This is a genomic window from Pseudooceanicola endophyticus, from assembly GCF_018760365.1.
In the GTDB taxonomy this organism is placed as follows: domain Bacteria; phylum Pseudomonadota; class Alphaproteobacteria; order Rhodobacterales; family Rhodobacteraceae; genus Pseudooceanicola; species Pseudooceanicola endophyticus.
Genome location: NZ_JAHIAB010000004.1, coordinates 65,589 through 88,427 on the forward strand (window position 1 = coordinate 65,589; position 22,839 = coordinate 88,427).

At 67.2% G+C, this 22,839-nt stretch carries 22 protein-coding genes; 11 read left to right on the forward strand and 11 right to left on the reverse strand.

Annotation, left to right across the window (positions count from 1 at the left end; genetic code table 11):
- Positions 1–28: 28 nt before the first annotated feature.
- The 4 genes from KM176_RS08645 to KM176_RS08660 form a co-directional block, all read right to left on the reverse strand.
- Positions 29–844, reverse strand: a complete 816-nt coding sequence (locus KM176_RS08645) for an ABC transporter permease subunit (protein WP_160891183.1) — start codon at positions 842–844, stop codon at positions 29–31.
- A complete protein-coding gene (locus tag KM176_RS08650; RefSeq protein WP_202397693.1) occupies positions 841–1,731 on the reverse strand; it encodes an ABC transporter permease subunit in 891 nt (296 codons plus the stop codon). The genes KM176_RS08645 and KM176_RS08650 overlap by 4 nt, the downstream gene beginning before the upstream one ends.
- A gap of 196 nt (positions 1,732–1,927) precedes the next feature.
- Positions 1,928–3,049, reverse strand: coding sequence for an ABC transporter ATP-binding protein (locus KM176_RS08655; protein WP_160891181.1), 1,122 nt, complete (start codon positions 3,047–3,049; stop codon positions 1,928–1,930).
- A 76-nt stretch (positions 3,050–3,125) separates the two neighbouring features.
- The gene (locus KM176_RS08660) at positions 3,126–4,214 is read right to left on the reverse strand and encodes a polyamine ABC transporter substrate-binding protein (RefSeq protein ID WP_160891180.1); all 1,089 of its coding nucleotides are present in this window, start codon (positions 4,212–4,214) and stop codon (positions 3,126–3,128) included.
- Between the two features lie 147 nt (positions 4,215–4,361).
- On the opposite strand from KM176_RS08660, the gene KM176_RS08665 reads away from it, so the two are divergent.
- From KM176_RS08665 to KM176_RS08675, 3 genes are all read left to right on the forward strand, one after another.
- Complete coding sequence (locus KM176_RS08665) at positions 4,362–5,036, forward strand: GntR family transcriptional regulator (protein WP_160891179.1); 675 nt, start codon at positions 4,362–4,364, stop codon at positions 5,034–5,036.
- Between the two features lie 78 nt (positions 5,037–5,114).
- On the forward strand, positions 5,115–6,509 hold the full coding sequence (locus tag KM176_RS08670; protein ID WP_160891178.1) for an aspartate aminotransferase family protein: 1,395 nt from the start codon (positions 5,115–5,117) through the stop codon (positions 6,507–6,509).
- 144 nt (positions 6,510–6,653) lie between these two features.
- The gene (locus KM176_RS08675) at positions 6,654–7,496 is read left to right on the forward strand and encodes a formate/nitrite transporter family protein (protein WP_160891177.1); all 843 of its coding nucleotides are present in this window, start codon (positions 6,654–6,656) and stop codon (positions 7,494–7,496) included.
- Positions 7,497–7,508: 12 nt separating this feature from the next.
- Here KM176_RS08675 and KM176_RS08680 read toward each other — a convergent pair whose 3' ends face one another.
- Positions 7,509–7,928 (reverse strand): winged helix-turn-helix transcriptional regulator, encoded by a 420-nt coding sequence (locus KM176_RS08680; protein WP_160891176.1) that lies wholly within the window; start codon positions 7,926–7,928, stop codon positions 7,509–7,511.
- A 119-nt stretch (positions 7,929–8,047) separates the two neighbouring features.
- Between KM176_RS08680 and KM176_RS08685 the strand changes: the two genes are divergently transcribed.
- Positions 8,048–9,157 carry an NADH:flavin oxidoreductase gene (locus tag KM176_RS08685; RefSeq protein WP_160891175.1) on the forward strand — a complete coding sequence of 370 codons (1,110 nt, stop codon included), beginning with the start codon at positions 8,048–8,050 and terminating at the stop codon, positions 9,155–9,157.
- 196 nt (positions 9,158–9,353) lie between these two features.
- On the opposite strand, the gene KM176_RS08690 is transcribed toward KM176_RS08685, so the two are convergent.
- On the reverse strand, positions 9,354–10,220 hold the full coding sequence (locus KM176_RS08690) for a branched-chain amino acid aminotransferase (RefSeq protein WP_160891174.1): 867 nt from the start codon (positions 10,218–10,220) through the stop codon (positions 9,354–9,356).
- 212 nt (positions 10,221–10,432) lie between these two features.
- On the opposite strand from KM176_RS08690, the gene KM176_RS08695 reads away from it, so the two are divergent.
- Both KM176_RS08695 and KM176_RS08700 read left to right on the forward strand, forming a co-directional pair.
- The gene (locus tag KM176_RS08695; RefSeq protein ID WP_160891173.1) at positions 10,433–10,930 is read left to right on the forward strand and encodes a MarR family winged helix-turn-helix transcriptional regulator; all 498 of its coding nucleotides are present in this window, start codon (positions 10,433–10,435) and stop codon (positions 10,928–10,930) included.
- Positions 10,927–11,643, forward strand: a complete 717-nt coding sequence (locus KM176_RS08700; RefSeq protein WP_160891172.1) for a response regulator — start codon at positions 10,927–10,929, stop codon at positions 11,641–11,643. The genes KM176_RS08695 and KM176_RS08700 overlap by 4 nt, the downstream gene beginning before the upstream one ends.
- A gap of 74 nt (positions 11,644–11,717) precedes the next feature.
- Here KM176_RS08700 and KM176_RS08705 read toward each other — a convergent pair whose 3' ends face one another.
- A complete protein-coding gene (locus KM176_RS08705; RefSeq protein WP_160891171.1) occupies positions 11,718–12,677 on the reverse strand; it encodes a phosphotransferase family protein in 960 nt (319 codons plus the stop codon).
- Positions 12,678–12,809: 132 nt separating this feature from the next.
- On the opposite strand from KM176_RS08705, the gene KM176_RS08710 reads away from it, so the two are divergent.
- The 3 genes from KM176_RS08710 to dxs are packed head-to-tail and all read left to right on the forward strand — an operon-like array spanning position 12,810 to position 15,883.
- Positions 12,810–13,052, forward strand: coding sequence for an exodeoxyribonuclease VII small subunit (locus KM176_RS08710; protein WP_160891170.1), 243 nt, complete (start codon positions 12,810–12,812; stop codon positions 13,050–13,052).
- A 3-nt stretch (positions 13,053–13,055) separates the two neighbouring features.
- On the forward strand, positions 13,056–13,916 hold the full coding sequence (locus tag KM176_RS08715; RefSeq protein WP_328806007.1) for a polyprenyl synthetase family protein: 861 nt from the start codon (positions 13,056–13,058) through the stop codon (positions 13,914–13,916).
- A gap of 41 nt (positions 13,917–13,957) precedes the next feature.
- On the forward strand, positions 13,958–15,883 hold the full coding sequence (gene dxs / locus KM176_RS08720) for a 1-deoxy-D-xylulose-5-phosphate synthase (RefSeq protein WP_160891169.1): 1,926 nt from the start codon (positions 13,958–13,960) through the stop codon (positions 15,881–15,883).
- Between the two features lie 171 nt (positions 15,884–16,054).
- Here dxs and KM176_RS08725 read toward each other — a convergent pair whose 3' ends face one another.
- Complete coding sequence (locus KM176_RS08725) at positions 16,055–16,744, reverse strand: exopolysaccharide biosynthesis protein (protein ID WP_236045233.1); 690 nt, start codon at positions 16,742–16,744, stop codon at positions 16,055–16,057.
- Between the two features lie 31 nt (positions 16,745–16,775).
- On the reverse strand, positions 16,776–17,642 hold the full coding sequence (locus KM176_RS08730; protein WP_160891168.1) for an SDR family oxidoreductase: 867 nt from the start codon (positions 17,640–17,642) through the stop codon (positions 16,776–16,778).
- Positions 17,643–17,815: 173 nt separating this feature from the next.
- Here KM176_RS08730 and KM176_RS08735 point away from each other — a divergent pair, with 173 nt between their 5' ends.
- Together KM176_RS08735 and KM176_RS08740 are read left to right on the forward strand one after the other, a co-directional pair.
- Positions 17,816–19,282 (forward strand): AMP nucleosidase, encoded by a 1,467-nt coding sequence (locus tag KM176_RS08735; protein WP_160891167.1) that lies wholly within the window; start codon positions 17,816–17,818, stop codon positions 19,280–19,282.
- 180 nt (positions 19,283–19,462) lie between these two features.
- Positions 19,463–19,750, forward strand: a complete 288-nt coding sequence (locus KM176_RS08740; RefSeq protein ID WP_160891166.1) for an HU family DNA-binding protein — start codon at positions 19,463–19,465, stop codon at positions 19,748–19,750.
- Positions 19,751–19,908: 158 nt separating this feature from the next.
- Here the strand turns inward: KM176_RS08740 and KM176_RS08745 are convergent, their stop codons facing one another.
- Together KM176_RS08745 and KM176_RS08750 are read right to left on the reverse strand one after the other, a co-directional pair.
- Positions 19,909–21,042, reverse strand: a complete 1,134-nt coding sequence (locus tag KM176_RS08745; RefSeq protein WP_311136121.1) for an HlyD family secretion protein — start codon at positions 21,040–21,042, stop codon at positions 19,909–19,911.
- A gap of 11 nt (positions 21,043–21,053) precedes the next feature.
- Positions 21,054–22,835 carry an MFS transporter gene (locus KM176_RS08750; RefSeq protein ID WP_202397677.1) on the reverse strand — a complete coding sequence of 594 codons (1,782 nt, stop codon included), beginning with the start codon at positions 22,833–22,835 and terminating at the stop codon, positions 21,054–21,056.
- Positions 22,836–22,839: the final 4 nt, after the last annotated feature.

Here is a 22,839-nt window from a genome sequence, read left to right on the forward strand (position 1 = left end):
GTCTTTCGGTTTTCGGGGCGGTCGTCCGTCAGGTGCGGACGGCCGCCTGTTCTTCCATTTGCTGGCGCACGGCGGCGCGCTTGGAGATGATCGAGAAGATCACAACGCCAAGCGCCACGATGCCGATCATCAGGGTCGAGAGGGCGTTGATCTCCGGGCTGACGCCCAGGCGCACCGCCGAGAAGATCTTCATCGGCAGGGTGGTCGAGGAGGGGCCGGCGGTGAAGGAGGCGATCACCAGGTCGTCGAGCGAGAGGGTGAAGGCCAGCAGCCAGCCCGAGATCACCGCCGGCGCGATGATCGGCAGGGTGACAAGGCGGAAGCTTTGCCAGGGGGTGCAGCCGAGATCGAGCGCGGCTTCCTCCAGCGAGCGGTCGAAGGAGGAAAGCCGGGAGGAGACCACCACCGAGACGTAGCACATGGCGAAGGTGGTATGGGCCAGAACGATGGTCAGGATGCCCCGGTCGAGCCCGATGCCGATGAACAGCAGCAGCAGCGCCAGGCCGGTGATCACGTCGGGCATGACGAGGGGCGCGTAGATCATGCCGGAGAACAGCGTGCGGCCCAGGAAGCGGCCCGTGCGCACCAGGATCCAGGCGGCCATGGTGCCGAGGATGGTCGCCAGGGTCGAGGAGATCACCCCCACCTTCAGCGTCACCATGGCGGCATCGAGGAAGGCCTGGTCGCGGAACAGTTCTCCGTACCAGTGGGTCGAGAAACCCGCCCAGACGGTGACCAGCTTGGAGGCGTTGAAGCTGTAGATCACCAGGATCAGCATCGGCAGGTAGAGGAAGGCCAGGCCCAGGGTGAGCGAGACCAGGTTGAACGAGGACATGCGTCTCATTGGCCGGCCTCCCGGTTCTTCTGTTCATTGCGCTGGAAGAGGATGATCGGGATGATCAGGATCAGGAGCAGCACCACGGCCACCGCCGAGGCGACGGGCCAGTCGCGGTTGTTGAAGAATTCCTCCCAGAGCACCTTGCCGATCATCAGCGTGCGGGACCCGCCCAGCAGCGAGGGGATGACGAATTCGCCAAGCGCGGGGATGAAGACCAGGAAGCAGCCGGCGATGATGCCGGGCTTCGACAGCGGCACGGTGACCAGCCAGAAGGCGGTCAGCCGCGAGCAGCCCAGGTCCTCGGCAGCTTCGAGGAGCGAGATGTCGAGCTTTTCCAGAGTCGCGTAGATCGGCAGGATCATGAAGGGCAGGTAGGTATAGACGATGCCGATATAGACCGCCGTGGGGGTGTTGAGGATCGTCAGCGGCTCGTGGATCAGGCCGGTCCAGAGCAGGAAGCTGTTCAGCAGCCCGTTCTGGCTGAGGATGCCCATCCAGGAGTAGACCCGGATCAGGAAGGAGGTCCAGAAGGGCAGGATCACCAGCATCATCAGCGTCGGGCGCCATTCGCTGCGCGCCGAGGCCATGGCGTAGGAGATCGGGAAGCCCACCAGCAGGGTGATCAGCGTCGAGAAGGCGGCGATCTTCAGCGAGGAGAGATAGGCCTTCCAGTAGAGGTCATCGCTGGTCAGGAACCAGAAGTTCTCGAGGTCGAGCTGGGAGAAGAAGTCCTTCAGCCCGGAGAGGCCCGCTGCGAGGTCGAGCTGGGGCATGTAGGGCGGGCGCGCCAGCGCCACGTCCGAGAGCGAGATCTTCACCACGATGAGGAAGGGCACCAGAAAGAGGGCCAGCAGCCAGAGGTAGGGGATCAGGATGAGGGTCAGGCGGCGCAGCATCAGGCGGCTCCTCCGGTGACGGAGGGGGGCAGGGGGCGCTGCCCCCGCGCCTGCGGCGCTCCCCCGGGATATTGATGGCCAGATGACGGGGAGGCCGTCGGGCCCCCATGGCGGGTGGTTTCATCTTTCCCCAAATATGCCCGCCGGAGGCGGAACGGGGCGCGGCGGTCGGGCTGGAGGCTGACGGGCATGATCAGCGCTCCAGCAGGATGGCGGCGGTGTCGGTCCAGGACAGCCAGACCTTGTCCTCCCAGGTGAAGGAGCGGCGGGCGATGCGGCGGGTGTTGGTGCTTTGCGCCTTGATCACGTGGCCGGTCGGCAGCTTGACGTGGTAGGTCGAGATGTTGCCGAGGTAGCCGATGTCGAGGATCTCGCCCTGCAGGCGGTTGGCGGTGTCGGGCTCGGTTTCCGAGATGGTGATCTTTTCCGGGCGGATCGCCAGGTAGCAGGCCTGGTCCTTGGAAAGGTGCTTTTCGGTGGCGGCGACCAGGGGCGTGGTGCCCTCGGCCCAGCTGACGAGGACCCGGTCGCCGGACTGGGAGGCGCGGCCCTCGATGATGTTCACGTCACCGATGAAATCGGCCACGTAGACCGAGTTCGGGGTCTCGTAGATGCGGTCGGGGGTGGCGACCTGCACCAGCTTGCCCTCGTCCATCACCGCCACGCGGGAGGCGACGGTCATCGCCTCTTCCTGGTCGTGGGTGACGATGACGAAGGTGGTGCCGGTCTTCTCCTGGATGTCCATCAGTTCGAACTGCGTCTCTTCGCGCAGCTTTTTGTCGAGGGCGCCCAGCGGTTCGTCGAGCAGCAGCAGTTTCGGCGCCTTGGCGAGGGAGCGCGCGAGCGCGACGCGCTGGCGCTGGCCGCCCGAGAGCTGGTGCGGCTTGCGGCGGGCGAATTTCTCGAGCCGGGTCAGGCGCATCATGTCGGCGACGCGGGTCTCGATCGTGCCGCGGTCCTTGCCCTCGCGCTTCAGGCCGAAGGCGATGTTGTCCCAGACCGAGAGATGCGGGAAGAGCGCGTAGCTCTGGAACATCATGTTGACGGGGCGGCGGTTCGGCGGAATCTCCGCCATGTCCTGGCCGCCGATCAGGATGCTGCCCGAGCTGGGCGTCTCGAAGCCCGCGAGCATGCGCATCAGCGTGGTCTTGCCACAACCCGAGGGGCCCAGGAGGGCGAAGAATTCGCGGGTGTAGATGTCGAGGTCCAGGTTGTCGATCGCGGTGAAATCGCCGAAGCGCTTGGTCACGTTGCGGAACTGGATCAGCGGTTTTTCGTCCGGGTTCTCCCAGGGGGCGAAGACGGTCTGAGGCATGGGGCGGGCTCCTGGTCTCGGCATGGAAACCGCGCCGCAGGGGCTGCGGCGCGGCGGGTGTCGGGCGATCCGGGCGTCAGGTACCCGATTTCACCTTGGTCCACATGCGGGTCAGGTTGCGCTGGTCCTTCGCGTCGAAGGGCGTGACCGTGTAGAGGTGGTCCAGCGTCTCCTGGTCGGGGTAGATCGCCGGGTCGCCGATCACGTCATCGTTGAGGTACTGCTGCGAGGCCTTGTTGCCGTTCGCGTAGTAGACGTAGTTGGAGGCCGCGGCGGCGTTGTGCGCGTCCATGATGAAGTTCAGGAACTTCATCGCGCCATCGGGGTTCGGGGCATCGACGGGCACGGCCATCTGGTCGAACCACATCAGCGCGCCTTCCTTGGGAATGTTGTATTCGACCTTCACGCCGTTGTCGGCCTCGGCGGCGCGATCGCGGGCCTGGAGCACGTCACCCGACCAGCCGAAGGCCACGCAGATGTCGCCGTTCGCCAGCGCGTTGATATATTCCGAGCTGTTGAACTTCTGGATGTAGGGGCGCACCGCTTCCAGCGCCTTCTCGGCCTTGTCGAGCGAGTCCTTGTCGTGGGCGTCGGGGTTCAGGCCCAGGTAGGTCAGGGCGGCCGGCACCATCTCGGTCGGGGCGTCGAGGAACATCACGCCGCAGGAGGCGAGCTTTTCCATGTTCTTGGGATCGAAGACCAGCGCGAGCGAGTTCACCGGCGCGTCGTCGCCAAGCGCTTCCTTCACCTTGTCGACGTTGATGCCGATGCCGGTGGTGCCCCACATGTAGTTGATCGAATAGTCGCCGTTGGGATCGTAGGTGTCGGTCCGTTTCTGGATCACGTCCCACATGTTCTTCAGGTTCGGCAGCTTCGACTTGTCGAGCTTCTGGAACGAGCCGGCGGCGATCTGGCGCTGCAGGAAGGTGCCCGTGGGAACCACGACGTCGTAACCGGAGCCCCCGGCCAGCATCTTGGTCTCGAGCAGCTCGTTGGAGTCGAAGACGTCGTAGACCAGCTTGATGCCGGTCTCGTCCTCGAACTTCTTCAGCAGCGATTCGTCGATGTAATCGGACCAGTTGTAGACATGCACCTCTTCCTGGGCCGCGGCGGCGGTAGCCGACAGTGCCAGAGCTGCGGTCACGCTCAGCATGGTTCTCTTCATGAAATGGTCTCCCTGAGATTTGGGGGTTCTTCGTGCCCTTCATCCCAAATTTGATCAAACGTTGCGCCCTCTGGCAACAGGAAGATGTTTCCATGGGGGCGCAAGCCGTGCAAGATGAGGTGAACAACCGTGATACGGGGAAGGGTGATGAATTTGCAGGCAGAGGCATCGGCTGCGCGCGACAGCAAGGGCGCGGGGCTTCCGGCGCACGAGATCGTCTATCGCGAATTGCGGGCGCGGGTGCTGTTCGGCCAGTTCGAGCCGGGCCAGGGGGTGACCATCCAGGGGCTGGTGTCGGACCTCGATGCCGGGATGACGCCGGTGCGCGAGGCGCTGCGCCGGCTGATGGCCGAGGGTGCGCTGGAATTCCGGGGCAACCGGCGGATCTCGGTCCCGGCGCTGACGGCGGCGGATCTGGATCAGCTTCTGGTCGCCCGCCGGGCGCTGGAGCCGGAGCTGGCTCGCCGCGCCTGCCAGCGGCTGAACCAGGCCGATATCCTGGCGATGGAGGCCATCGACAGCGCCCTGGACGAGGCGATCCGTCGCGGCAATGTGCATGACTACCTGGTCGAGAACCACCGTTTCCACGCCTATCTGAACGCCCGTGCCGAGGCGCCGATCCTGTCGGGCCTGGTCGAGGGGCTGTGGCTGCGCTTTGGCCCCTCGCTGCGGGTGGTCTGCGGCCAGTTCGGCACCCGCAACCTGCCCGACATGCACAAGGAACTGATCTGTGCCCTGAAAGCAGGCGATCAGGAGGCCGCCGCGGCCGCGATTGCCGGCGATCTGGAACAGGGCATGGAGATGATCCGGCAGGCCCTGTGACCGCCCCGCGATTCGATTGACAAGTGCTAATTTGATCATATTCTCCGGCCCGACGACGCATCGGACAGGAGGCCCTTCATGGTCAGCATCACCAACCACATGCCCACGGCAGAGCTTCAGGCGCTGGACGCGGCGCATCATGTGCACCCGTTCTCGACCAATGCGGGCTTCGCGACGAAGGGCGCGCGGGTCATCACCGGTGCCGACGGCTGCTGGCTGAGCGACAGCGAGGGCGAGAAGATCCTGGATGCCATGGCGGGTCTGTGGTGCGTCAACATCGGCTATGGCCGCGACGAGCTGGCCGAGGTCGCCGCCCGCCAGATGAAGGAACTGCCCTATTACAACACCTTCTTCATGACGACCCACGTGCCGGTCATCGCGCTGTCGGCAAAGCTTGCGGAACTGGCGCCGGGGGATCTGAACCACGTCATGTATTCCTCCTCGGGGTCGGAGGCGAACGATACCAACCTGCGCATCGTGCGCACCTACTGGGCGGAAAAGGGCAAGCCGTCCAAGAAGGTCGTGATCGCGCGCTGGAACGGCTACCACGGCTCTTCCATGGGCTCGGGCAGCCTGGGCGGCATGAAGTCGATCCATTCGCAGGGCGGTCTGCCGATCCCCGACATCCACCATATCGGCCAGCCCGACTGGTGGTCCGAGGGCGGCGACATGAGCCCCGAGGACTTTGGCCTGATGCGCGCGCAGGAGCTGGAGCAGGCGATCCTGGAGCTGGGCGAGGACAAGGTTGCCGCCTTCATCGCCGAGCCCGTGCAGGGGGCTGGCGGCGTGATCATCCCGCCCGCGACCTACTGGCCCGAGATCCAGCGCATCTGCGACAAGTACGAGATCCTGCTGATCGCGGACGAGGTGATCTGCGGCTTCGGGCGTACCGGAAACTGGTTCGGCTGCCAGACCATGGGGATTCGTCCCGACATCATGACCATCGCCAAGGGTCTGTCCTCGGGTTACCAGCCGATCGGTGGCTCGATCCTGTCGGATGAGGTCAACGCGGTGATCGCCGCGACCGAGTTCAACCACGGCTACACCTATTCCGGCCACCCGGTCGCCGCCGCCGTGGCGCTGGAAAACCTGCGCATCCTCGAAGAGGAAAAGGTGATCGCGCGCCTGCAGGACGACACTGGCCCCTATCTGAAGGAACAGTTCGAATCCCTCGCGCAGCACCCGATGGTGGGCGAGGCGAAGATCATCGGCGCCATGGGCTCTCTGGCGCTGACGCCGGACAAGGCCACGCGGGCGAAATTCGCCGGCAAGGAAGGCGCCGTCGGCTTCATGGTGCGCGAGCGCTGCTTCGCCAACAACCTGGTGATGCGCCATGTCGGCGACCGGATGATCATCTCTCCGCCGCTGGTCATTTCGAAGGCCGAGATCGACACCCTGATCGAACGCGCCTGGAAAAGCCTGGACGAGGGCATGGCACGGGCCAAGGCCGAAGGCATCTTCAAGGCGGCCTGATCCCCCGTCCCGAAAGGACCCGCAAAGGCCCGGCTCATGCCCGGGCCTTTCGCGTTTCGGGGAACCCGGCGCGGGCTTTCGCGTTTGCCTTTCTGCGGAGGAACCCCCAGCGGAACGGAAGGACGCCCCTTGAAGGACGACCCAATGGCACAGGATCAGGCAGAAGAGGGCCGCGCGCCCGATGTGGCGGCGCTTGAGGAGCAGCTGCCCTCGCAGGCGGCGGCGGTCCATGCGGTGATCCGGCGCTCCGGCGAGAAGGAGCTGCGGCGCGAGGTCATGGCGCTGCTGTGGTCGGCGATTGCCGGCGGCATCACCATGAGCACCTCTTTCCTGGGCCGCGGCGTGCTGATGGCCAACCTGCCGCAGAGCGATTTCGGCTTCCTGATCGATTCCGCCGGCTACACGCTGGGCTTCCTCTTCGTGATCGCCGCCGGCCAGCAGCTGTTCACCGAGAACACGGTGACCCCGGTCCTGCCCTTCATGTCGAACCCGACGCGCAAGAACCTGGCCTGCCTGCTGCGGCTCTGGGGGGTGGTGCTGCTGGGCAATACCATCGGCGGTGCCATCGCGGCGGCGGTCTTTGCCTGGATGCCGGTCTTCCCCGGCGACGTGATGCAGAGCTTCGTCAACATCGGCGCCCACATGCTGGAAAAACCCTGGCCGCAGATGCTGGCGGGGGGCGTGATCTCGGGCTGGCTGATCGCCACAATGGTCTGGGCCATCCATGCCGAGCCCCGCGCCAAGATGCTGCTGGTGTTCCTGGCGACCTATCTGATCGCCATCGGGGAATTCCCGCATGTCATCGTCGGCACCATCGAAGCCCTCTTCATGTTGATGCTGGGGCAGGCCAACCTGCTGGATGTTGTGTTTGGCTTCTGGCTGCCGACCCTGATCGGCAACGTGCTGGGCGGCACCTTCATCTTCGCGCTGATCAGCCATGCCCAGGTGCGCGCCGATGTGGATGCGCCCCGCCGCAAGCGCGCCTGAGGTGCCCGGGCCTCAGCCCGTGCTGTCGGCATCGAAGGCGGCTCGGGCGGCATCGACCTCCTCCATGTGGCGGTAGGTCCAGGCGTAGAGGGCGCGGAACGGCGGCAGCAGCGTCTCGCCCAGCGGGGTCAGCCCGTACTGGACCGCCACCGGACTGCACGGCAGGACCTCGCGGGTGACCAGCCCGTTGCGCTCCAGCCGGCGCAGGCACTGGGTCAGGCTTTTCTGGGAAATCCCCTCCAGCGCCCGCTTGATGGCGTTGAAGCGCGCCGGCCCATGGGTCAGCACCGTCAGGATCATCATCGACCACTTGTCGGCGATCTCGTCCAGCAGCCTGCGCGACGGGCAGTCGGCGGTAAAGGCCTGGGCGCCGCAATGGGTGATCTTTTCCGCCAGCGCGGCGGGCAGGGTGTCTGGGGCCGTATCGCTCATGGGCCGGTTACCTCGAAGTGACCTGGTGCATCCATGGTGCCTCATTGACACCTGGTATCCGAAATATACCTTGTGTCCGCCAAACAGTCACGCCGCACCGCGGCAGAACGGAGAGAGTCATGAGCGCGACTACCGACACGCTGTTCCGTCCCTTCACCTACAAGGGGCTTTCGCTGAAGAACCGGATCGTCATGGCGCCGATGACCCGGGGCATGGCCCCCGAGGGGATCCCCGCAGAGCCCAATGCCGCCTATTACCGGCGCCGGGCCGAACATGACGTCGGCCTGATCCTGTCCGAGGGCACGGTGATCGACCGCCCCGCCTCGCGCAACCTGCCGGGCATTCCCTTCTTCCACGGCGCGGCGCTGGACGGCTGGAAGCAGGTGATCGACGCGGTCCATGCCGCCGGCGGCAAGATGGGCCCGCAGATCTGGCACACCGGCTCCACCCGTGGCGGCGAATGGGAGCCCGAGGCCCCCGTCGAAAGCCCCTCGGGCTTGGTCGGTCCCGGCGATCCGCGCGGCGTCACCATGAGCGAGGCCGATATCGAGGCCACCATCGCCGCCTTCGCCCAGGCCGCCGCGGATGCCAAGCGCCTCGGCTTCGACGTGGCCGAGATCCACGGCGCCCACGGCTACCTGATCGACCAGTTCTTCTGGTCGGGCACCAACCTGCGCAGCGATGCCTGGGGCGGCCCGACCATCGAAGCGCGCTCGCGCTTCGGGATCGAGGTCGTCAAGGCCGTGCGCGCCGCCGTCGGCCCGGACTTCCCCATCGTGATGCGCCTGTCGCAGTGGAAACAGCAGGACTACACCGTCAAGCTGGCCTCCGACCCCGCCGAGATGGAGCGCTGGCTGCAGCCGCTGGTCGAGGCCGGCGTCGACATTCTGCACTGCTCGCAGCGCCGCTTCTGGGAGCCCGAGTTCCCCGAACTCGACGGCGAGGCCGGGCTGAACTTTGCCGGCTGGGCCAAGAAGATCACCGGCGTGCCGACGATCTCGGTGGGCTCGGTCGGTCTTTCGGGCGAATTCCTCGCCGCCTTCGGCGGTGCGGGCTCCGAGGTCACGCCCCTCGACAAGCTGCTGACCCGTATGGAGAAGGACGAGTTCGACCTGATCGCCGTCGGCCGCGCCCTGCTTTCCGACCCGGCCTGGGTCTCCAAGGTGAAGGCGGGTCAGGCCGACCAGCTGAAAGGTTTCGCCGCCCGGGACCTCGCGGAACTGGTGTGATCCATTCCGCCTCCGGCGGGCATATTTGAAGAAAGATGAAACGGGCGGGGGCGCCGCGCTCCCGCCCATTTTCTTGTTTCAAATACCTCGGGGGAGTCTTCCGCAGGAAGACGGGGGGCAGAGCCCCCTCCCACGGCGGGAAACGAAAAAGGCCCGCCGTTTCGGGCGGGCCTTCCTGATCCCTCTGGTGCGGCGCTCAGGCGCGGACCAGTTTCTCGTAGCTGGCGACGGCATCCTTGACCAGGGCGCCCACTTCGAAGTGGTAGTCGCCGATCTGGGCCACCGGGGTCACTTCGGCGGCGGTGCCGGTCAGCCAGCACTGCTCGAAGCTTTCCAGCTCGTAGGGCTCGATATGGCGTTCCCAGACACGGATGCCCTTTTCCTTCAGCATGGCGATCACGGTCTGGCGGGTGATCCCGTTCAGGAAGCAGTCGGCCAGGGGCGTGTGCACTTCACCATCCTTCACGAAGAAGATGTTGGCGCCGGTGCATTCGGCCACGTAGCCGCGGTAATCCATGAACAGCGCATCCGAGCAGCCCTTGGCTTCGGCCTCGTGCTTGGACATGGTGCAGATCATGTAAAGACCGGCGGCCTTGGCATGCACGGGGATGGTTTCCGGCGACGGGCGCTTCCACTTCGCGATGTCGAGCTTGGCGCCCTTCATCTTCGCGTCACCGTAGTAGTTGCCCCATTCCCAGCCGGCGATTGCCAGCCGCACCGGGTTCTTCTTCGACGAGACGCCCATGTCCTCGCCGGCACCGCGCCAGGCCACGGCGCGGACATAGGCGTCCTTCCAGCCGTTGGCTTCCAGCATGGCATATTTCGCCGCCTCAATCTCCTCGACGGAGTAGGGGATCTCGAAGTCGAGCAGATTGGCCGAGGCCTTCAGCCGCTTGGAGTGCTCGACGCCCTTGAAGATCTTGCCGTTGTAGCAGCGCTCGCCTTCGAAAACGGAGGAGGCGTAATGCAGGGCGTGGGTCAGCAGGTGTACGTTGGCATCGCGCCAGTCCACCAGTTTGCCGTCCATCCAGATCTTGCCGTCGCGGTCCTCATAGGAACTCATCGCGAACCTCCTGACATCTAATTTTTCCATATGTTGCGCTTGAAACGTCCGGATCGGACAGAATATTTCGTCAACGCGGGTGCTACCTAGTCCTTGATTCTTGGAATGTCAACAAGCCTGACTTATTTTCACGCCCGTCCTTGTCCCCCCCGGGCTTGCGCGGATAGACTGAAAGGCACCACGCAGACCGCAGCCGAGGGGGAAGGGGACGCATGTCGGATACGCAGGTGGGAGACTCGCTGCTCTTCCTGACGGATGAGCAGCTCCGCCAGGGGATCGAGGCCGTCTTCTTCGCCTATCAGGGATTCACCGCCGCCCCGGACCTGGTGCTAGAGGGCACCCAGTACGGGCGCGCCCATCACCGGGCGCTGCATTTCATCGCCCGGGCCGAGGGGATGAAGGTCACCCGGCTGCTGACCATTCTCGGCGTCACCAAGCAGAGCCTCAACCGGGTGCTGCGCACCCTGATCGAGGACGGGCTGGTCGAAAGCCGGGTCGGGCGCGCCGACAAGCGTGAACGCCATCTCTTCCTCACGCCCGAGGGGGCGGCGCTGGAATCGCGCCTGTCGGGGGCGCAGCGCAAGCGCATGCGCGCCGCCTATCGCCAGGCCGGCCCCGAGGCCGTCGCCGGCTTTCGCCAGGTGCTCGAGGCGCTGATGGACCCCGAACAGCACCGCACCTACATGTCGCTCAGGGAAGGCAAGTCATGACCGATCCGGACCCGCATATCCTGGTTGTCGACGACGACGAACGGATCCGTGACCTGCTGGCACGCTTCCTCAAGCGCAACGGCTTCCTGGTCTCCACCGCGCGCGACGCGGCGCAGGCGCGCCGCCTGCTGGCGGGGCTGGAATTCGACCTGATCGTGCTCGACGTGATGATGCCGGTCGAGGACGGGATCTCGCTGACCGAAAGCCTCCGGCAGGAGATCTCGACGCCGATCCTGCTGCTCTCGGCACGCGGTGAGGCCGATGACCGCATCCGCGGCCTCGAAGCCGGCGCCGACGACTACCTCACCAAGCCCTTCGAGCCGCGCGAACTGCTGCTCAGGATCAATGCCATCCTGCGCCGCGTCCCCGAGACCTCCCATGCCGCCGCCTCTGCCCCCAAGGTGCTGCACCTGGGCGATGTGCGCTACGACATGGAACGCTCCGAGCTCTGGCGCGGCGACCTGCCGATCCGGCTGACCGCGACCGAGGTCCAGCTGATGCGGATCTTCTCCGCCCACCCGGGCGAGCCGCTCTCGCGCCTCCAGCTGGTCGAGGAAATGGGCCGCACCGGCGGCAAGGATCAGCCCGGCGCCCAGGAACGCGCGGTCGATGTCCAGATCACCCGGTTGCGCCGCAAGATCGAGGCCGATCCGAAACAGCCGCGCTACCTCCAGACGGTGCGCGGCGCCGGCTACATGCTGGCCCCGGACTGAGCGCCCCGGCTCTTCATCATCTGGCCATAAATATCCCCGCCGGAGGCCTCCCCGTCCCGGGGCCGCTCCGACGCTCAGACCGACAGGCGCTGGCGCAGATCCGCCAGCAGCCCCTCGGCCATCTCCCGGGCATGGGAGATCCGCGCTTCGGGCAGGCCCGGATGCTCCGGGCGCGCCAGCAGCTCGTGGCACAGGAAGAAGGGCAGGTCGCCCTCGCGTTCCACCGCGTCCAGGCCGAAGGCGCTGGCAAACGCCTCGAGCCCGCCGGCATCCACCCCGTAGCGCCGCCGCCCCGAGGGCAGCAGGCCGCGCCGGGCATTGTGCACAAGAAAGCGTGCGATGTCGCGGCAGACCGGGGCCACAGCCTTCCCGCCCAGGTCGATCCCCCACAGCGCCCCGGGCGTCAGCAACAGGTTGCCGGCGTGGAAATCGCCGTGCCCCAGGCTGACCCGCCATTCCGCCCCCTCGCCGCGCAGCGCCCGGGACAGCTGGTGCATCCGTCTCAGCACCTGGGTTTCGACGGCGATCAGCGCGGGATGGCCCTGGCGGGCCAGCCCGGCCTCGGCACGGCTGCGCCAGGGGCGGCGGTTGGCCGGGCGCAGGCGTTCCCCGGGGGCGGCATGGGCACGCAGCCAGCCGGCGGCGCGGGTCTGCAACGCATGGCGCGCGGCATCGTCCCCGGCCCACATCGCCGCCAGCAGCGAGGATCCGGCAACGAAGGCCGTCACGCTGGCCTCGCCCGCGCCCAGCAGCGCCAGCGGCTCCGGCACCCGGAACGGCCCGCCGTCCATGTAGGCGCGCACCCGGCGCAGCTCCTCGAAACGGGCCGCCAGCCCCGCCTCGGGCCCCAGCCCCAGGTGAAAGACGCAGGCCTGCCCCTGCCAGTCCCCCGCCAGCACCGCACGCTGCGCGGGCACCAGCTTCAGCACGGCGCCCGCCGTGCCCCGCCCGGCCAGCAGGATCTCCAGCCGGGCGCGGGCGCGGGCCTCCTCCTGCGGGTGCCGGCCGGGGGCATGTTCGCCGAGAATGCTCATTCCGGCAGCATCTCTCCGGGATGCCGTTGCGTCAATCTCGGGCGCGGGCCGGCACCGCGCCCGATTGAACCCCGACCGCCCCCCGGATAAGGTGCGCCCGATCCGAATGCCCGACGACCCCCGGAGGCCCAGATGAGCGATACCCCCACGTCCGACCTTTCCTTCGAAGCCGCGATGCGGGAGCTGGAGGCGGTGGTCGGCCAGCTCGAACGCGGCGACGTCGAGCTGGAAGCGTCGATCAAGCTCTACGAGCGCGGCGCCGAGCTGAAGAAACACTGCGAGAAGAAGCTCGCGGAGGCCGAGGAGAAGGTCGCCGCGATCACCCTCGACGGTGAGGGCGCCCCGGCCGGGCTGAAGCCGGTCGAAGGGCTGTAACAGGTGTTTGCCACCGCACTCGCAGAGGCCGCCGACGCGGTCACCTCGCATCTGGACCGCCGCCTGGCGGGCTTCGGCGGGGAAGTGGGCCATGCCATGCGCTATGCTGCCGGAGGCGGCAAGCGGCTGCGGGCCTTCCTGGTGCTGGAAAGCGCGCGCCTGCACGACGTGGCGCCCGCAGCCGCGCTGGATGCCGCCGCCGCGATCGAGGCGGTGCATGCCTATTCGCTGGTCCATGACGACCTGCCGGCAATGGATGACGACGACCTGCGTCGCGGCCTGCCGACGGTGCATGTGAAATGGGACGAGGCGACGGCGATCCTGGTGGGCGACGCGCTGCAGACCGTGGCCTTCGAATGGCTGGCCGGGGCCCAGCTGGACGCCACCCGCAAGGCCGAACTGATCCTGCGGATGGCGCGCGCCGCCGGCGGGCAGGGGATGGTTCTGGGGCAGGCGCTTGATATTGCGGCGGAAACCGCAGCCGTGCCGCTGGACCTGCCGGAAATCAAGCGGCTTCAGGCCCTCAAGACCGGGGCGCTGTTCGAATGGTCCGCCACCGCCGGCCCGGTGATGGCGGGGGCAGATCCGGCGCCGCTGGCGCGTTACGCGGCGGGGCTGGGCCTTGCCTTCCAGATCGCCGACGACATCTTGGACATCGAGGGGGACGAGGCCCAGACCGGCAAGCGCGTCGGCAAGGATGCCGAGGCCGGCAAGGCGACCTTCGTGTCGCTGATGGGCCTTGAACCGGCCCGTGCCGAGGCCACCCGCCTGGTCGAAGATGCCTGCGAGGCGCTTCATCCCTATGGAGCACTTGCGGAAAACTTGCGGGAGGCCGCGCGCTTCGTTATCTCCCGCCGCAGCTGAATAAGGCCGGTGCGCGGCACGGCGCCCGGCAGGAGAGCACGATGAGCGACAGACCCGACACCCCCCTTCTCGACAAGGTGGTCACCCCCGCAGACATGAAGGGCCTGTCGGATGGTGCGCTGCGCCAGCTGGCCAACGAACTGCGCAGCGAGACGATTTCGGCGGTGTCGGAAACCGGCGGGCACCTGGGCGCGGGCCTCGGCGTGGTGGAGCTGACCGTGGCCCTGCACGCCGTCTTCGAGGCGCCGCGCGACAAGATCATCTGGGATGTCAGCCACCAGTCCTACCCGCACAAGATCCTGACCGGGCGGCGCGACCGCATCCGCACGCTGCGCCAGAAGGACGGGCTGTCGGGCTTCACCAAGCGCTCCGAATCCCCCTACGACCCGTTCGGGGCGGCGCACAGCTCCACCTCGATCTCGGCAGCTCTGGGATTCGCGGTGGCGCGCGATCTGGGTGGCCAGATCCCCGAGGGGCTGGGCGATGCGATCGCGGTGATCGGCGATGGCGCAATGAGCGCGGGCATGGCCTTCGAGGCGATGAACAACGCCGGCCACCTGAAGAAGCGGATGATCGTCATCCTCAACGACAACGAGATGTCGATCGCGCCGCCCACGGGGGCGCTCTCTTCCTATCTCTCGCGGCTCTACAACGGCGAGTCGTTCACCAGCTTCAAGGAAGCGGCCAAGGCCGGCGCCCGGCTGCTGCCGCCGCCGCTCCAGGAAGGCGCCAAGCGGGCGCGCGACATCCTCAAGGGCATCGCCGTCGGCGGCACCATGTTCGAGGAGCTGGGCTTTTCCTACATCGGCCCGATCGACGGGCATGACCTGACCCAGCTGCTGCCGGTGCTGCGCACGGTGAAGACCCGCGCCGATGGCCCGGTGCTGATCCATGTGGTGACGAAGAAGGGCAAGGGCTATGCGCCCGCCGAACGCGCCACCGACAAGGGCCATGCCACCGCCAAGTTCGACGTGCCGAGCTTCGAGCAGAAGAAGGCGCCGTCGAATGCCCCGAGCTACACCTCGGTTTTCGGCAAGGAGCTGGTGCGCCTCGCGGCGGAGGATCCCCGCATCTGCGCCGTCACCGCCGCCATGCCCGATGGCACCGGCCTGCAGCTGATGGCCGAGCGTTTCCCGACCCGCTGCTTCGACGTGGGCATTGCCGAACAGCACGGCGTGACCTTCGCGGCAGGTCTCGCGGCGGGCGGGCTGCGCCCCTTCTGCGCGATGTATTCGACCTTCCTGCAACGCGGCTATGACCAGGTGGTGCATGACGTGGCGATCCAGCGCCTGCCGGTGCGCTTCGCCATCGACCGCGCCGGTCTGGTGGGCGCGGATGGTGCGACCCACGCGGGCAGCTACGACATCGCCTTCCTCGCGAACCTGCCGGGCATGGTGGTGATGGCGGCCGCGGACGAAGCGGAACTCAAGCACATGGTCGCCACCGCCGCCGCCCATGACGAGGGCCCGATCGCCTTCCGCTACCCGCGCGGCGAAGGCGCCGGCGTCGAGATGCCCGAAAAGGGCATTCTGCTGGAGATCGGCAAGGGCCGGATCATCAGCCGGGGCAAGGGCGTGGCGCTGCTCTCGTTCGGGACCCGCCTGCAGGAGGTCCAGAAGGCCGCCGAGGCGCTGTCCCTGCGCGGCATCACGCCGACCATCGCGGATGCGCGCTTTGCCAAGCCGCTCGACCGCGAGATGATCCTCGATCTTGCCGCGACCCACGAGGCGCTGATCACCATCGAGGAAGGCGCGGTGGGTGGTTTCGGCTCCCACGTGGCGCAGCTTCTCTCGGACGAGGGCGTCTTCGATGCCGGGCTGAAGTTCCGCTCCATGGTGCTGCCCGACATCTTTATCGATCAGTCGAGCCCGGCGGACATGTATGCCACCGCCCGTCTCAACGCCTCCGACATCGAGGCCCGCGTGCTTGACACGCTTGGTCTGGAACGTCTGGGCCGACGCGCCTGAGCGGCAGGGCAGGGCCGGACCCGGTATCGAGCCGGCCCCGGCCCTGCCGTCTCCTGCGGAGCCGGCGCAGCTCCGCTGTCATCTGGCCCAAAATATCCCGGGGGAGTCTCCGCAGGAGACGGGGGCAGAGCCCCCTCCCCCGGCTTCATACCAAGACTGCTGGCCCCGACTTCAGACCGCGGCCAGGCCGCCGCTCACCAGCGCGTAGATCGTCACCAGCGACACCGCCGTCCAGGCGTAGCCCAGGAGGGTGAACAGCCCGTCCCGGGACAGCAGGCCGATGGCGAAGAACGACAGGGCCAGGGCGAAGAGCGACGTCACCATCGGCAAGAGTTCCAGCGCCGGGATGACCAGGCAGATCGCCAGGATCACCAGCAGCGTCACCGTGTTCGCGGGGCGGCTGACCAGCCCGGTCAGGCGCCGGTGGGTGCGCTTGTCGACCCAGCCGCAGGGGCGGCGCAGCCAGCCCACCGCGCGCGCCAGCTTGTCCTCGTGGACCTGGCGGCGGCGCAACCAGCCCGGCACCCAGACCTGATCCCGGCCCAGCAGCTTCTGGATGGTGATCAGGAAGATGAACAGCGCGCCCAGGGTCGGCAGGCCGAAGATCCCCGACAGCGGCGAGACCAGGATCAGCGCCGGCACCAGGATCACCGGAGCGAAGGCCCGCAGGCCGATCTCGGACATGATGTCCCCGACCGAGACCTTCTCGTCGCCCTGGCCGGCATTCTCCAGCGCATCGAGGATATCCGACAGGCTCCGCATCTGCGGACCCAGCCGCTCGGCGGGGCCGGCATTTTCCCCTGCGGTGGCCGCCTCCGGCGGCAAGGCATCGCGACCCATCTCGGCTGTCATCCTCTGCATGGCGTCTCAACGCGCGGGACCGCGGGTTGGTTCACGCCTCCGCTCCGCTTTCGGCGGCATGCAGCGCAGCCAGCCCCGCCCGATAGTCGGGATAGAGCAGTTGGATGCCCAGCTCCTGCTTGATCAGGTCGTTCCGCACCCGCTTGCTCTCGGCGTAGAAACTGCGGGCCATCGGGCTCATTTCGGCGGTGGCAAAATCCTCCTCCGGGGGCAGGGGCATGCCCAGCAGCCGGGCGGCATGGCCGATCACGTCCTGAGGCGGCGCCGGATCGTCATCGCAGAGATTGTACACGGCACCGGGGCGCGGCCGTGCCATCGAGGCCTCCAGCACCTGGGCGATGTCCTCCACGTGGATGCGGCTGAACACCTGGTTCGGCTTCACGATCCGGCGCGCCGTGCCGGCCCGCACCTTCGAGAAGGGACCGCGCCCGGGCCCGTAGATTCCCGCCAGGCGGAAGATGTGCAGCGGCAGGCCGGGAATGGCCTGCCAGGCGGCCTCGGCCTCCTGGCGCCAGCGTCCGCGCCGGGTCGAGGGGGCCAGGGGCGTCGTCTCGTCCACCCAGCCGCCATCGTGATCGCCGTAGACCCCGGTGGTCGAGAGGTAGCCGACCCAGTCGAGATGCGGCGCCGCGGCGGCGATCTGCGGCCCGAGGGCGCGCAGCACCGGGTCGCCCTCGGCATCGGGACCCGCCGAGATCAGCAGGTGACTCGCCCGGCGCAGCAGCGGCGCCAGGTCGTCTGCGGGGAAAAGATGCGGGGTCACGCCGGTGGCGCGCATCGGCTCCAGCCGCTCGGGCTTGCGGGTGGTGCCGTGGATCTTGTGGCCCTGAGGCAACAGCCGCCGCGCCAGCGCGCGGGCCGAATAGCCATGGCCGAAGGATATCATCATGCCGGTCATGGCGCAGTCTTGCGACGCCGCAGGCGGGCTGGCAAGTCCCTGCGCCGGCCTGGCCGGGACCTTCGTCGTCATGCCGGCGTCATCGCGCCGTGCCAGGAGCAGGGGACCGCCGGTTCTCTCGGTGCTTGCACGGGCGCCCCTTGCATCGCACAAAGGGCGTAAAGGAGTCTCGAATGACCGAAAGCGTGATGACCCCCGATGCCCTGCCGGCCGAAGGGTTCACCGATGCAACCGCTGCCGTCGACCGGCTGCAGCAGCTCTACGACCAGGCGGCCACCTACCTCAGGGAGCAGTTTCTGACCGCCATGTCAGAGGGGCGCCCGGCAGGCCGGATCCGCGCCTTCTACCCCGAGGTCCGGATCACCACGACCAGCTTTGCCCAGATCGACAGCCGTCTGAGCTTTGGCCATGTCGCCCATCCGGGCACCCATGCCGCGACGATCACCCGACCGGACCTGTTCCGCCACTACCTGATCCAGCAGATCGGCGCCCTGATCCACAACTACGGCGTCCCGGTGCAGATCGGCCCGTCGGACACGCCCATGCCGGTGCATTTCGCCGTGGCCAATGCCGGGATCACCGTCCCGCACGAGGGCGCGGCGGACTTCACGCTGCGCGATGTCTTCGACGTGCCGGATCTCAACACCACCAACGACGACATCGCCAATGGCACCTTCGTGCCCGGTCCCGACGGGGTGAACCCCCTGGCGCCCTTTACGGCGCAGCGGGTCGATTATTCGCTGGCGCGGCTCAGCCACTATACGGCCACGGATGCCGAGCACTTCCAGAACCATGTGCTGTTCACCAACTACCAGTTCTATGTTTCGGAGTTCGAAGCCTACGCTCGGCGGATGCTTGCCGATCCGGAAAGCGGCTACACCAGCTTCGTCTCGACCGGCAATGTCGAGATCACCGATGCCGAAGCAGAGATCCCGCCCAGCCCGAAAATGCCGCAGATGCCGGCCTATCACCTGAAACGGCCCGGCGGCGCCGGCATCACCCTGGTCAACATCGGGGTGGGGCCGTCGAATGCCAAGACCGCGACCGACCACATCGCGGTGCTGCGGCCCCATGCCTGGATCATGGTCGGCCACTGTGCCGGACTGCGCAACAGCCAGCGGCTGGGTGACTTCGTTCTGGCCCATGCCTACCTGCGCGAGGACAAGGTGCTGGACGATGACCTGCCGGTCTGGGTCCCGATCCCCGCCCTGGCCGAGATCCAGGTCGCTCTGGAAGAGGCGGTCGAGGTCGAGACCGAGATGGAAGGCTATGATCTGAAAAGGATTATGCGGACCGGTACGGTGGCCTCTCTGGACAACCGGAACTGGGAACTGCGCGACCAACGCGGCCCGGTTCAGCGGCTGTCGCAGTCGCGGGCCGTGGCGCTCGACATGGAAAGCGCGACGATCGCGGCCAACGGCTTCCGTTTCCGGGTGCCCTACGGCACGCTGCTGTGCATCTCCGACAAGCCGCTGCACGGAGAGCTGAAGCTGCCCGGCATGGCGACGGATTTCTACAAGACCCAGGTCAGCCGTCACCTGATGATCGGGATTCGCGCCATGGAAAGCCTGCGCGACATGCCGCTGGAGCGGCTGCACAGTCGCAAGCTGCGCAGCTTCGACGAGACCGCCTTCCTGTGAACTGAACCGACCGTCTCGGCTCCGGACGGCTGCAATGCCGTCCGGTCAAGGCAAATAAGGGGTCTTTTGCCGGCAAATAAGCGCGGGACCCTGTCATGATTGATTGTGTCGGGAATCCCCTTCCGGTTATATGCCCCGCACGAGGCCCAAAACATCGGGCAGTGACAAGGAGACCATCGAATGGCGAAGCCGATGACCAAGACCCAACTCGTTGCCGCGCTGGCCGAGGAAATGGGCGAAGACAAGAAGACCGCAACCGCAGCGCTGGACGCTGTCGTCGCGATCATCACCAAGGAAGTGTCCGCCGGCGGCGCCGTGACCCTGCCGGGCGTCGGCAAGATCTACTGCCGTGAACGCCCCGAGCGTATGGTCCGCAACCCGGCCACCGGCGAGCAGATCAAGAAAGAGTCCGACAAGGTCGTCAAGATGACGATCGCGAAGGCTCTGAAGGACAGCGTCAACGCCTGATCCTGCGCCCCGTTGACCGGGACCGCGAAGGCTGCCCCCGGGCAGCCTTTTGCGTTCCGGCCCGCGGCCAGGCTCTCCTCGGTCCCGCAGGGACGACATAAAAAGGGCCCGCTCCCTGATGGGGGCGGGCCCTTCCGCATGACCTGAGGGGGTGGACCTCAGGTCGGGCTCTCGGTGTCGGTGTCCAGCACGCCCGTGGGCAGCGCGGCACCGTCGTCATTCTCGGCGGTCTTGCGGGCCGCCTTGGGGTTGCCCGGCAGAGAGCGGTCGACCGACACCTCGACCGACAGGCCCGGCACCAGCCGTGCGGCCTGGCCCTGGTCCGGGTCGATGGTGATGCGCACCGGCACCCGCTGGGCGATCTTGGTGAAGTTGCCGGTGGCGTTCGAGGACGGCAGCACCGAGAACTGCGAGCCGGTCGCCGGAGAAAACTGCTCGATCACGCCGGTAAAGCGCTTGCCGCCCATGGCATCGACCCGGAAGCTGACGGGCTGGCCGATCTTCATCCCGGCCAGCTGGGTCTCGTTGAAGTTGGCGATTACCCAGGTCTGGGCGCCGACATGGGACATCAGCGTCGTGCCGGCCGAGACATACTGCCCGACCCGGACCGAGATCTGGCCAAGGCGACCGTCCTCGGGGGCGCGGATGACGGTGTTGGACAGGTTGATCTGGGCGGTCTCCAGCGCCGCCTGGGCGCTGTCGACGGTGGCCTGCAGGGTGCTGTCGTTGGCCTCGGCGGTCTTCTGGGCCTGCTGGGCGACGGCGATGGCGGCCTTGGCCTGTTCCACCGCGGCCTTGTCCTGGTTCAGGGTCAGCTGGGCATCGTCCAGATCGCTCTGGGCGACGAAGCCGCGCTGCTTCAGGCGCTGCTCGCGGTCCCAGTTGGTCTGGGCGGTATCCAGCGCGGCCTTGGCACTGTCGAGCGCGGCGATCTTCGAGGTCACCGAAGCCTTGGCCGAGGCGATGGAGATCGCGTTGTTGGCCAGGCTGGCCTTGGCGGAGCGTAGCGACGCCTCGGCCGAGGCCACCGCCTGAACGTAGCTGCGGTCGTCGATCCGGGCCAGCACGTCGCCCTTGCTGACCTGCTGGAAGTCGCTCACCGGCACGTCGGTCACCAGCCCCGAGAGCTGCGGCGCGATGGTGGTCACCTTGCCGTGGACATAGGCGTTGTTGGTGCTGGTGACCGGGCTGTTGAACGGCGGCAGCTGCCAGGCGAACAGGATGAAGCCCACGGCGACGATGCCGATCGCGGCGGCCAGGAGCGTGTGGAAGAGGTGTTTGGTCATTTTCATCGGAGCGGACCTCAGGCGGAAACAGGTTCGGCGCGCAGGGCCTGAAGCTTGAGCACGGCAAGGTGCCCCAGCAGCAGGATCAGGGCCGCGGCCGCAATCATGGAAGTGAGAAGGAAGGCGTCATTGTAGGCCAGCACGGTGGCCTGCGTATTGGCGCTGCTGGCCAATGCGGCGGCGGCCTCGGCCTTCCGGAGAAGCGGGTCGGTGATGGTGGTGCTGTAGGCTTTCACCATGGTGGTGATCTGCGCCGTGACCGAGGTGTCCCCGGCCATCAGCCCGTCCTTCAGCACGCCGTTGTGGAAGGCGGTGCGGACCCGGATGAAGGTGCGGAACAGCCCCGAGCCGATGATCCCGCCCAGGCTTTGCGTCGACAGGAAGATGACGATGAAGCTGAGCAGGTAGGCCGGGCCCTTTGCCAGTGCCAGCACCAGCCCCTTGGCCATGGTCGAGGGCAGGAAGATGGCGCCGGCGAAGGCGATCATGCCCTGGCTCAGATACATCTGTTCGGGGCGGGTCTGCACGGTCGAATGGCTGTCCATCCAGGCCCCCACCATGATCAGCGACAGCGCCAGGATGTGGATGTAGGGCACCCGCGGGATCGTCAGCGTCACCGAAAGCAGCAGCCCGGCGGCCAGGTAGGCCAGCACGATGACCATGAACAGCGGCTGGATCTGCCAGTTGCCAAGCCCCAGCGAGGTGAACAGATAGGGCGCCCCGGTGCTTTGTTCCGACAGGACGATGCGGAAGATCAGCAGCACGCCGGTCAGGTGCAGGATCTCAGGCGACAGCATCCAGCGGATGTCCATCAGCGGCGACTTGCGGTTCAGCTCGATCACCACGGCGACGGTCAGGCAGGCGCCGGCCACGGCCAGGGTCCAGCCCAGCCAGGTCGTCGAGGTCCACCAGTCGGTGGTGGCCCAGGCGAAGGCGGCCAGGATGCCGCCAAAGCCCACGGCGATCAGGCAGTAGCTGACCAGGTCCATGGTGTGGATCACCTTCATGCGCGGAGCATGGGCCAGCGGCAGCTTCATGATGAAGGGCAGCGCCAGCAGCACCAGGCCGAACTGGAAGCACTTGATCGCCTGCCAGCCGCCCAGATCCCACAGCGGCGGAGAGATCACCCGCGCCAGGTACATGCCCACCATGATGAAGGTCAGCGCCATCGGCAGGCCGAAGCTCAGTTTCTTCTGCGGTGGCAGGCATTCCAGCATGTAGAGGAACGCGAGCGAGCCCAGCGGCGCGCCGCAGATCCCCGACAGGAACTGCACCGCCACGGCCGAGTGGAAGTCGTTGACGAAGAACGACAGGCACATGGCGATCGAATAGGCGGTGATCCCGACCATGGCGAAGGGGCGCAGCCCGTATTGCGCGCGCAGCTTGAACAGCAGCAGCGTCAGCGAGGCGCGCGGGATCATGTAGGCCACCAGCAGCCAGGTCGCCTGGGTCTGGGCGATGCCCAGATCGCCGGCGATCTGCCGGGTGTTGGCGCTGAGGAAGCCCTGGGCCAGCGACAGCGACAGCCCCATCAGCATCGAGGCGAAGACGAAGAGGCCGACCATGTACCAGGGGTGCGGCACGAAGGGCGGCGGACCGCCGGCGGGGGCGCCGCCCTCGGGCGGGGCGCCCTCGGCGGGGGGCTCGGCGGACTCCTGTTCGGAGGCGGTCTCCGGCGGGGTCCGCTCTGCGGCGGGCGCCTCCGGGGTCTGTGGCGCCTGGGCGTCCTGCGCGGGGCGCGGCGATGCGGGGGCGTCGGCCCCGGCACCTGCGGCCTGGGGCGCAGGCGTCGCCGTCACTGCG

What these genes read in the sequence shown, in the direction of transcription:
- KM176_RS08645 (WP_160891183.1), bottom strand. Translation starts at nt 844, where the DNA reads ATGAGACGCATGTCCTCGTTCAACCTGGTCTCGCTCACCCTGGGCCTG.
- KM176_RS08655 (WP_160891181.1), bottom strand. Translation starts at nt 3,049, where the DNA reads ATGCCTCAGACCGTCTTCGCCCCCTGGGAGAACCCGGACGAAAAACCG.
- KM176_RS08660 (WP_160891180.1), bottom strand. Translation starts at nt 4,214, where the DNA reads ATGAAGAGAACCATGCTGAGCGTGACCGCAGCTCTGGCACTGTCGGCT.
- KM176_RS08665 (WP_160891179.1), top strand. Translation starts at nt 4,362, where the DNA reads ATGAATTTGCAGGCAGAGGCATCGGCTGCGCGCGACAGCAAGGGCGCG.
- KM176_RS08670 (WP_160891178.1), top strand. Translation starts at nt 5,115, where the DNA reads ATGGTCAGCATCACCAACCACATGCCCACGGCAGAGCTTCAGGCGCTG.
- KM176_RS08675 (WP_160891177.1), top strand. Translation starts at nt 6,654, where the DNA reads ATGGCACAGGATCAGGCAGAAGAGGGCCGCGCGCCCGATGTGGCGGCG.
- KM176_RS08680 (WP_160891176.1), bottom strand. Translation starts at nt 7,928, where the DNA reads ATGAGCGATACGGCCCCAGACACCCTGCCCGCCGCGCTGGCGGAAAAG.
- KM176_RS08685 (WP_160891175.1), top strand. Translation starts at nt 8,048, where the DNA reads ATGAGCGCGACTACCGACACGCTGTTCCGTCCCTTCACCTACAAGGGG.
- KM176_RS08690 (WP_160891174.1), bottom strand. Translation starts at nt 10,220, where the DNA reads ATGAGTTCCTATGAGGACCGCGACGGCAAGATCTGGATGGACGGCAAA.
- KM176_RS08695 (WP_160891173.1), top strand. Translation starts at nt 10,433, where the DNA reads ATGTCGGATACGCAGGTGGGAGACTCGCTGCTCTTCCTGACGGATGAG.
- KM176_RS08700 (WP_160891172.1), top strand. Translation starts at nt 10,927, where the DNA reads ATGACCGATCCGGACCCGCATATCCTGGTTGTCGACGACGACGAACGG.
- KM176_RS08705 (WP_160891171.1), bottom strand. Translation starts at nt 12,677, where the DNA reads ATGAGCATTCTCGGCGAACATGCCCCCGGCCGGCACCCGCAGGAGGAG.
- KM176_RS08710 (WP_160891170.1), top strand. Translation starts at nt 12,810, where the DNA reads ATGAGCGATACCCCCACGTCCGACCTTTCCTTCGAAGCCGCGATGCGG.
- dxs (WP_160891169.1), top strand. Translation starts at nt 13,958, where the DNA reads ATGAGCGACAGACCCGACACCCCCCTTCTCGACAAGGTGGTCACCCCC.
- KM176_RS08725 (WP_236045233.1), bottom strand. Translation starts at nt 16,744, where the DNA reads ATGCAGAGGATGACAGCCGAGATGGGTCGCGATGCCTTGCCGCCGGAG.
- KM176_RS08730 (WP_160891168.1), bottom strand. Translation starts at nt 17,642, where the DNA reads ATGACCGGCATGATGATATCCTTCGGCCATGGCTATTCGGCCCGCGCG.
- KM176_RS08735 (WP_160891167.1), top strand. Translation starts at nt 17,816, where the DNA reads ATGACCGAAAGCGTGATGACCCCCGATGCCCTGCCGGCCGAAGGGTTC.
- KM176_RS08740 (WP_160891166.1), top strand. Translation starts at nt 19,463, where the DNA reads ATGGCGAAGCCGATGACCAAGACCCAACTCGTTGCCGCGCTGGCCGAG.
- KM176_RS08745 (WP_311136121.1), bottom strand. Translation starts at nt 21,042, where the DNA reads ATGAAAATGACCAAACACCTCTTCCACACGCTCCTGGCCGCCGCGATC.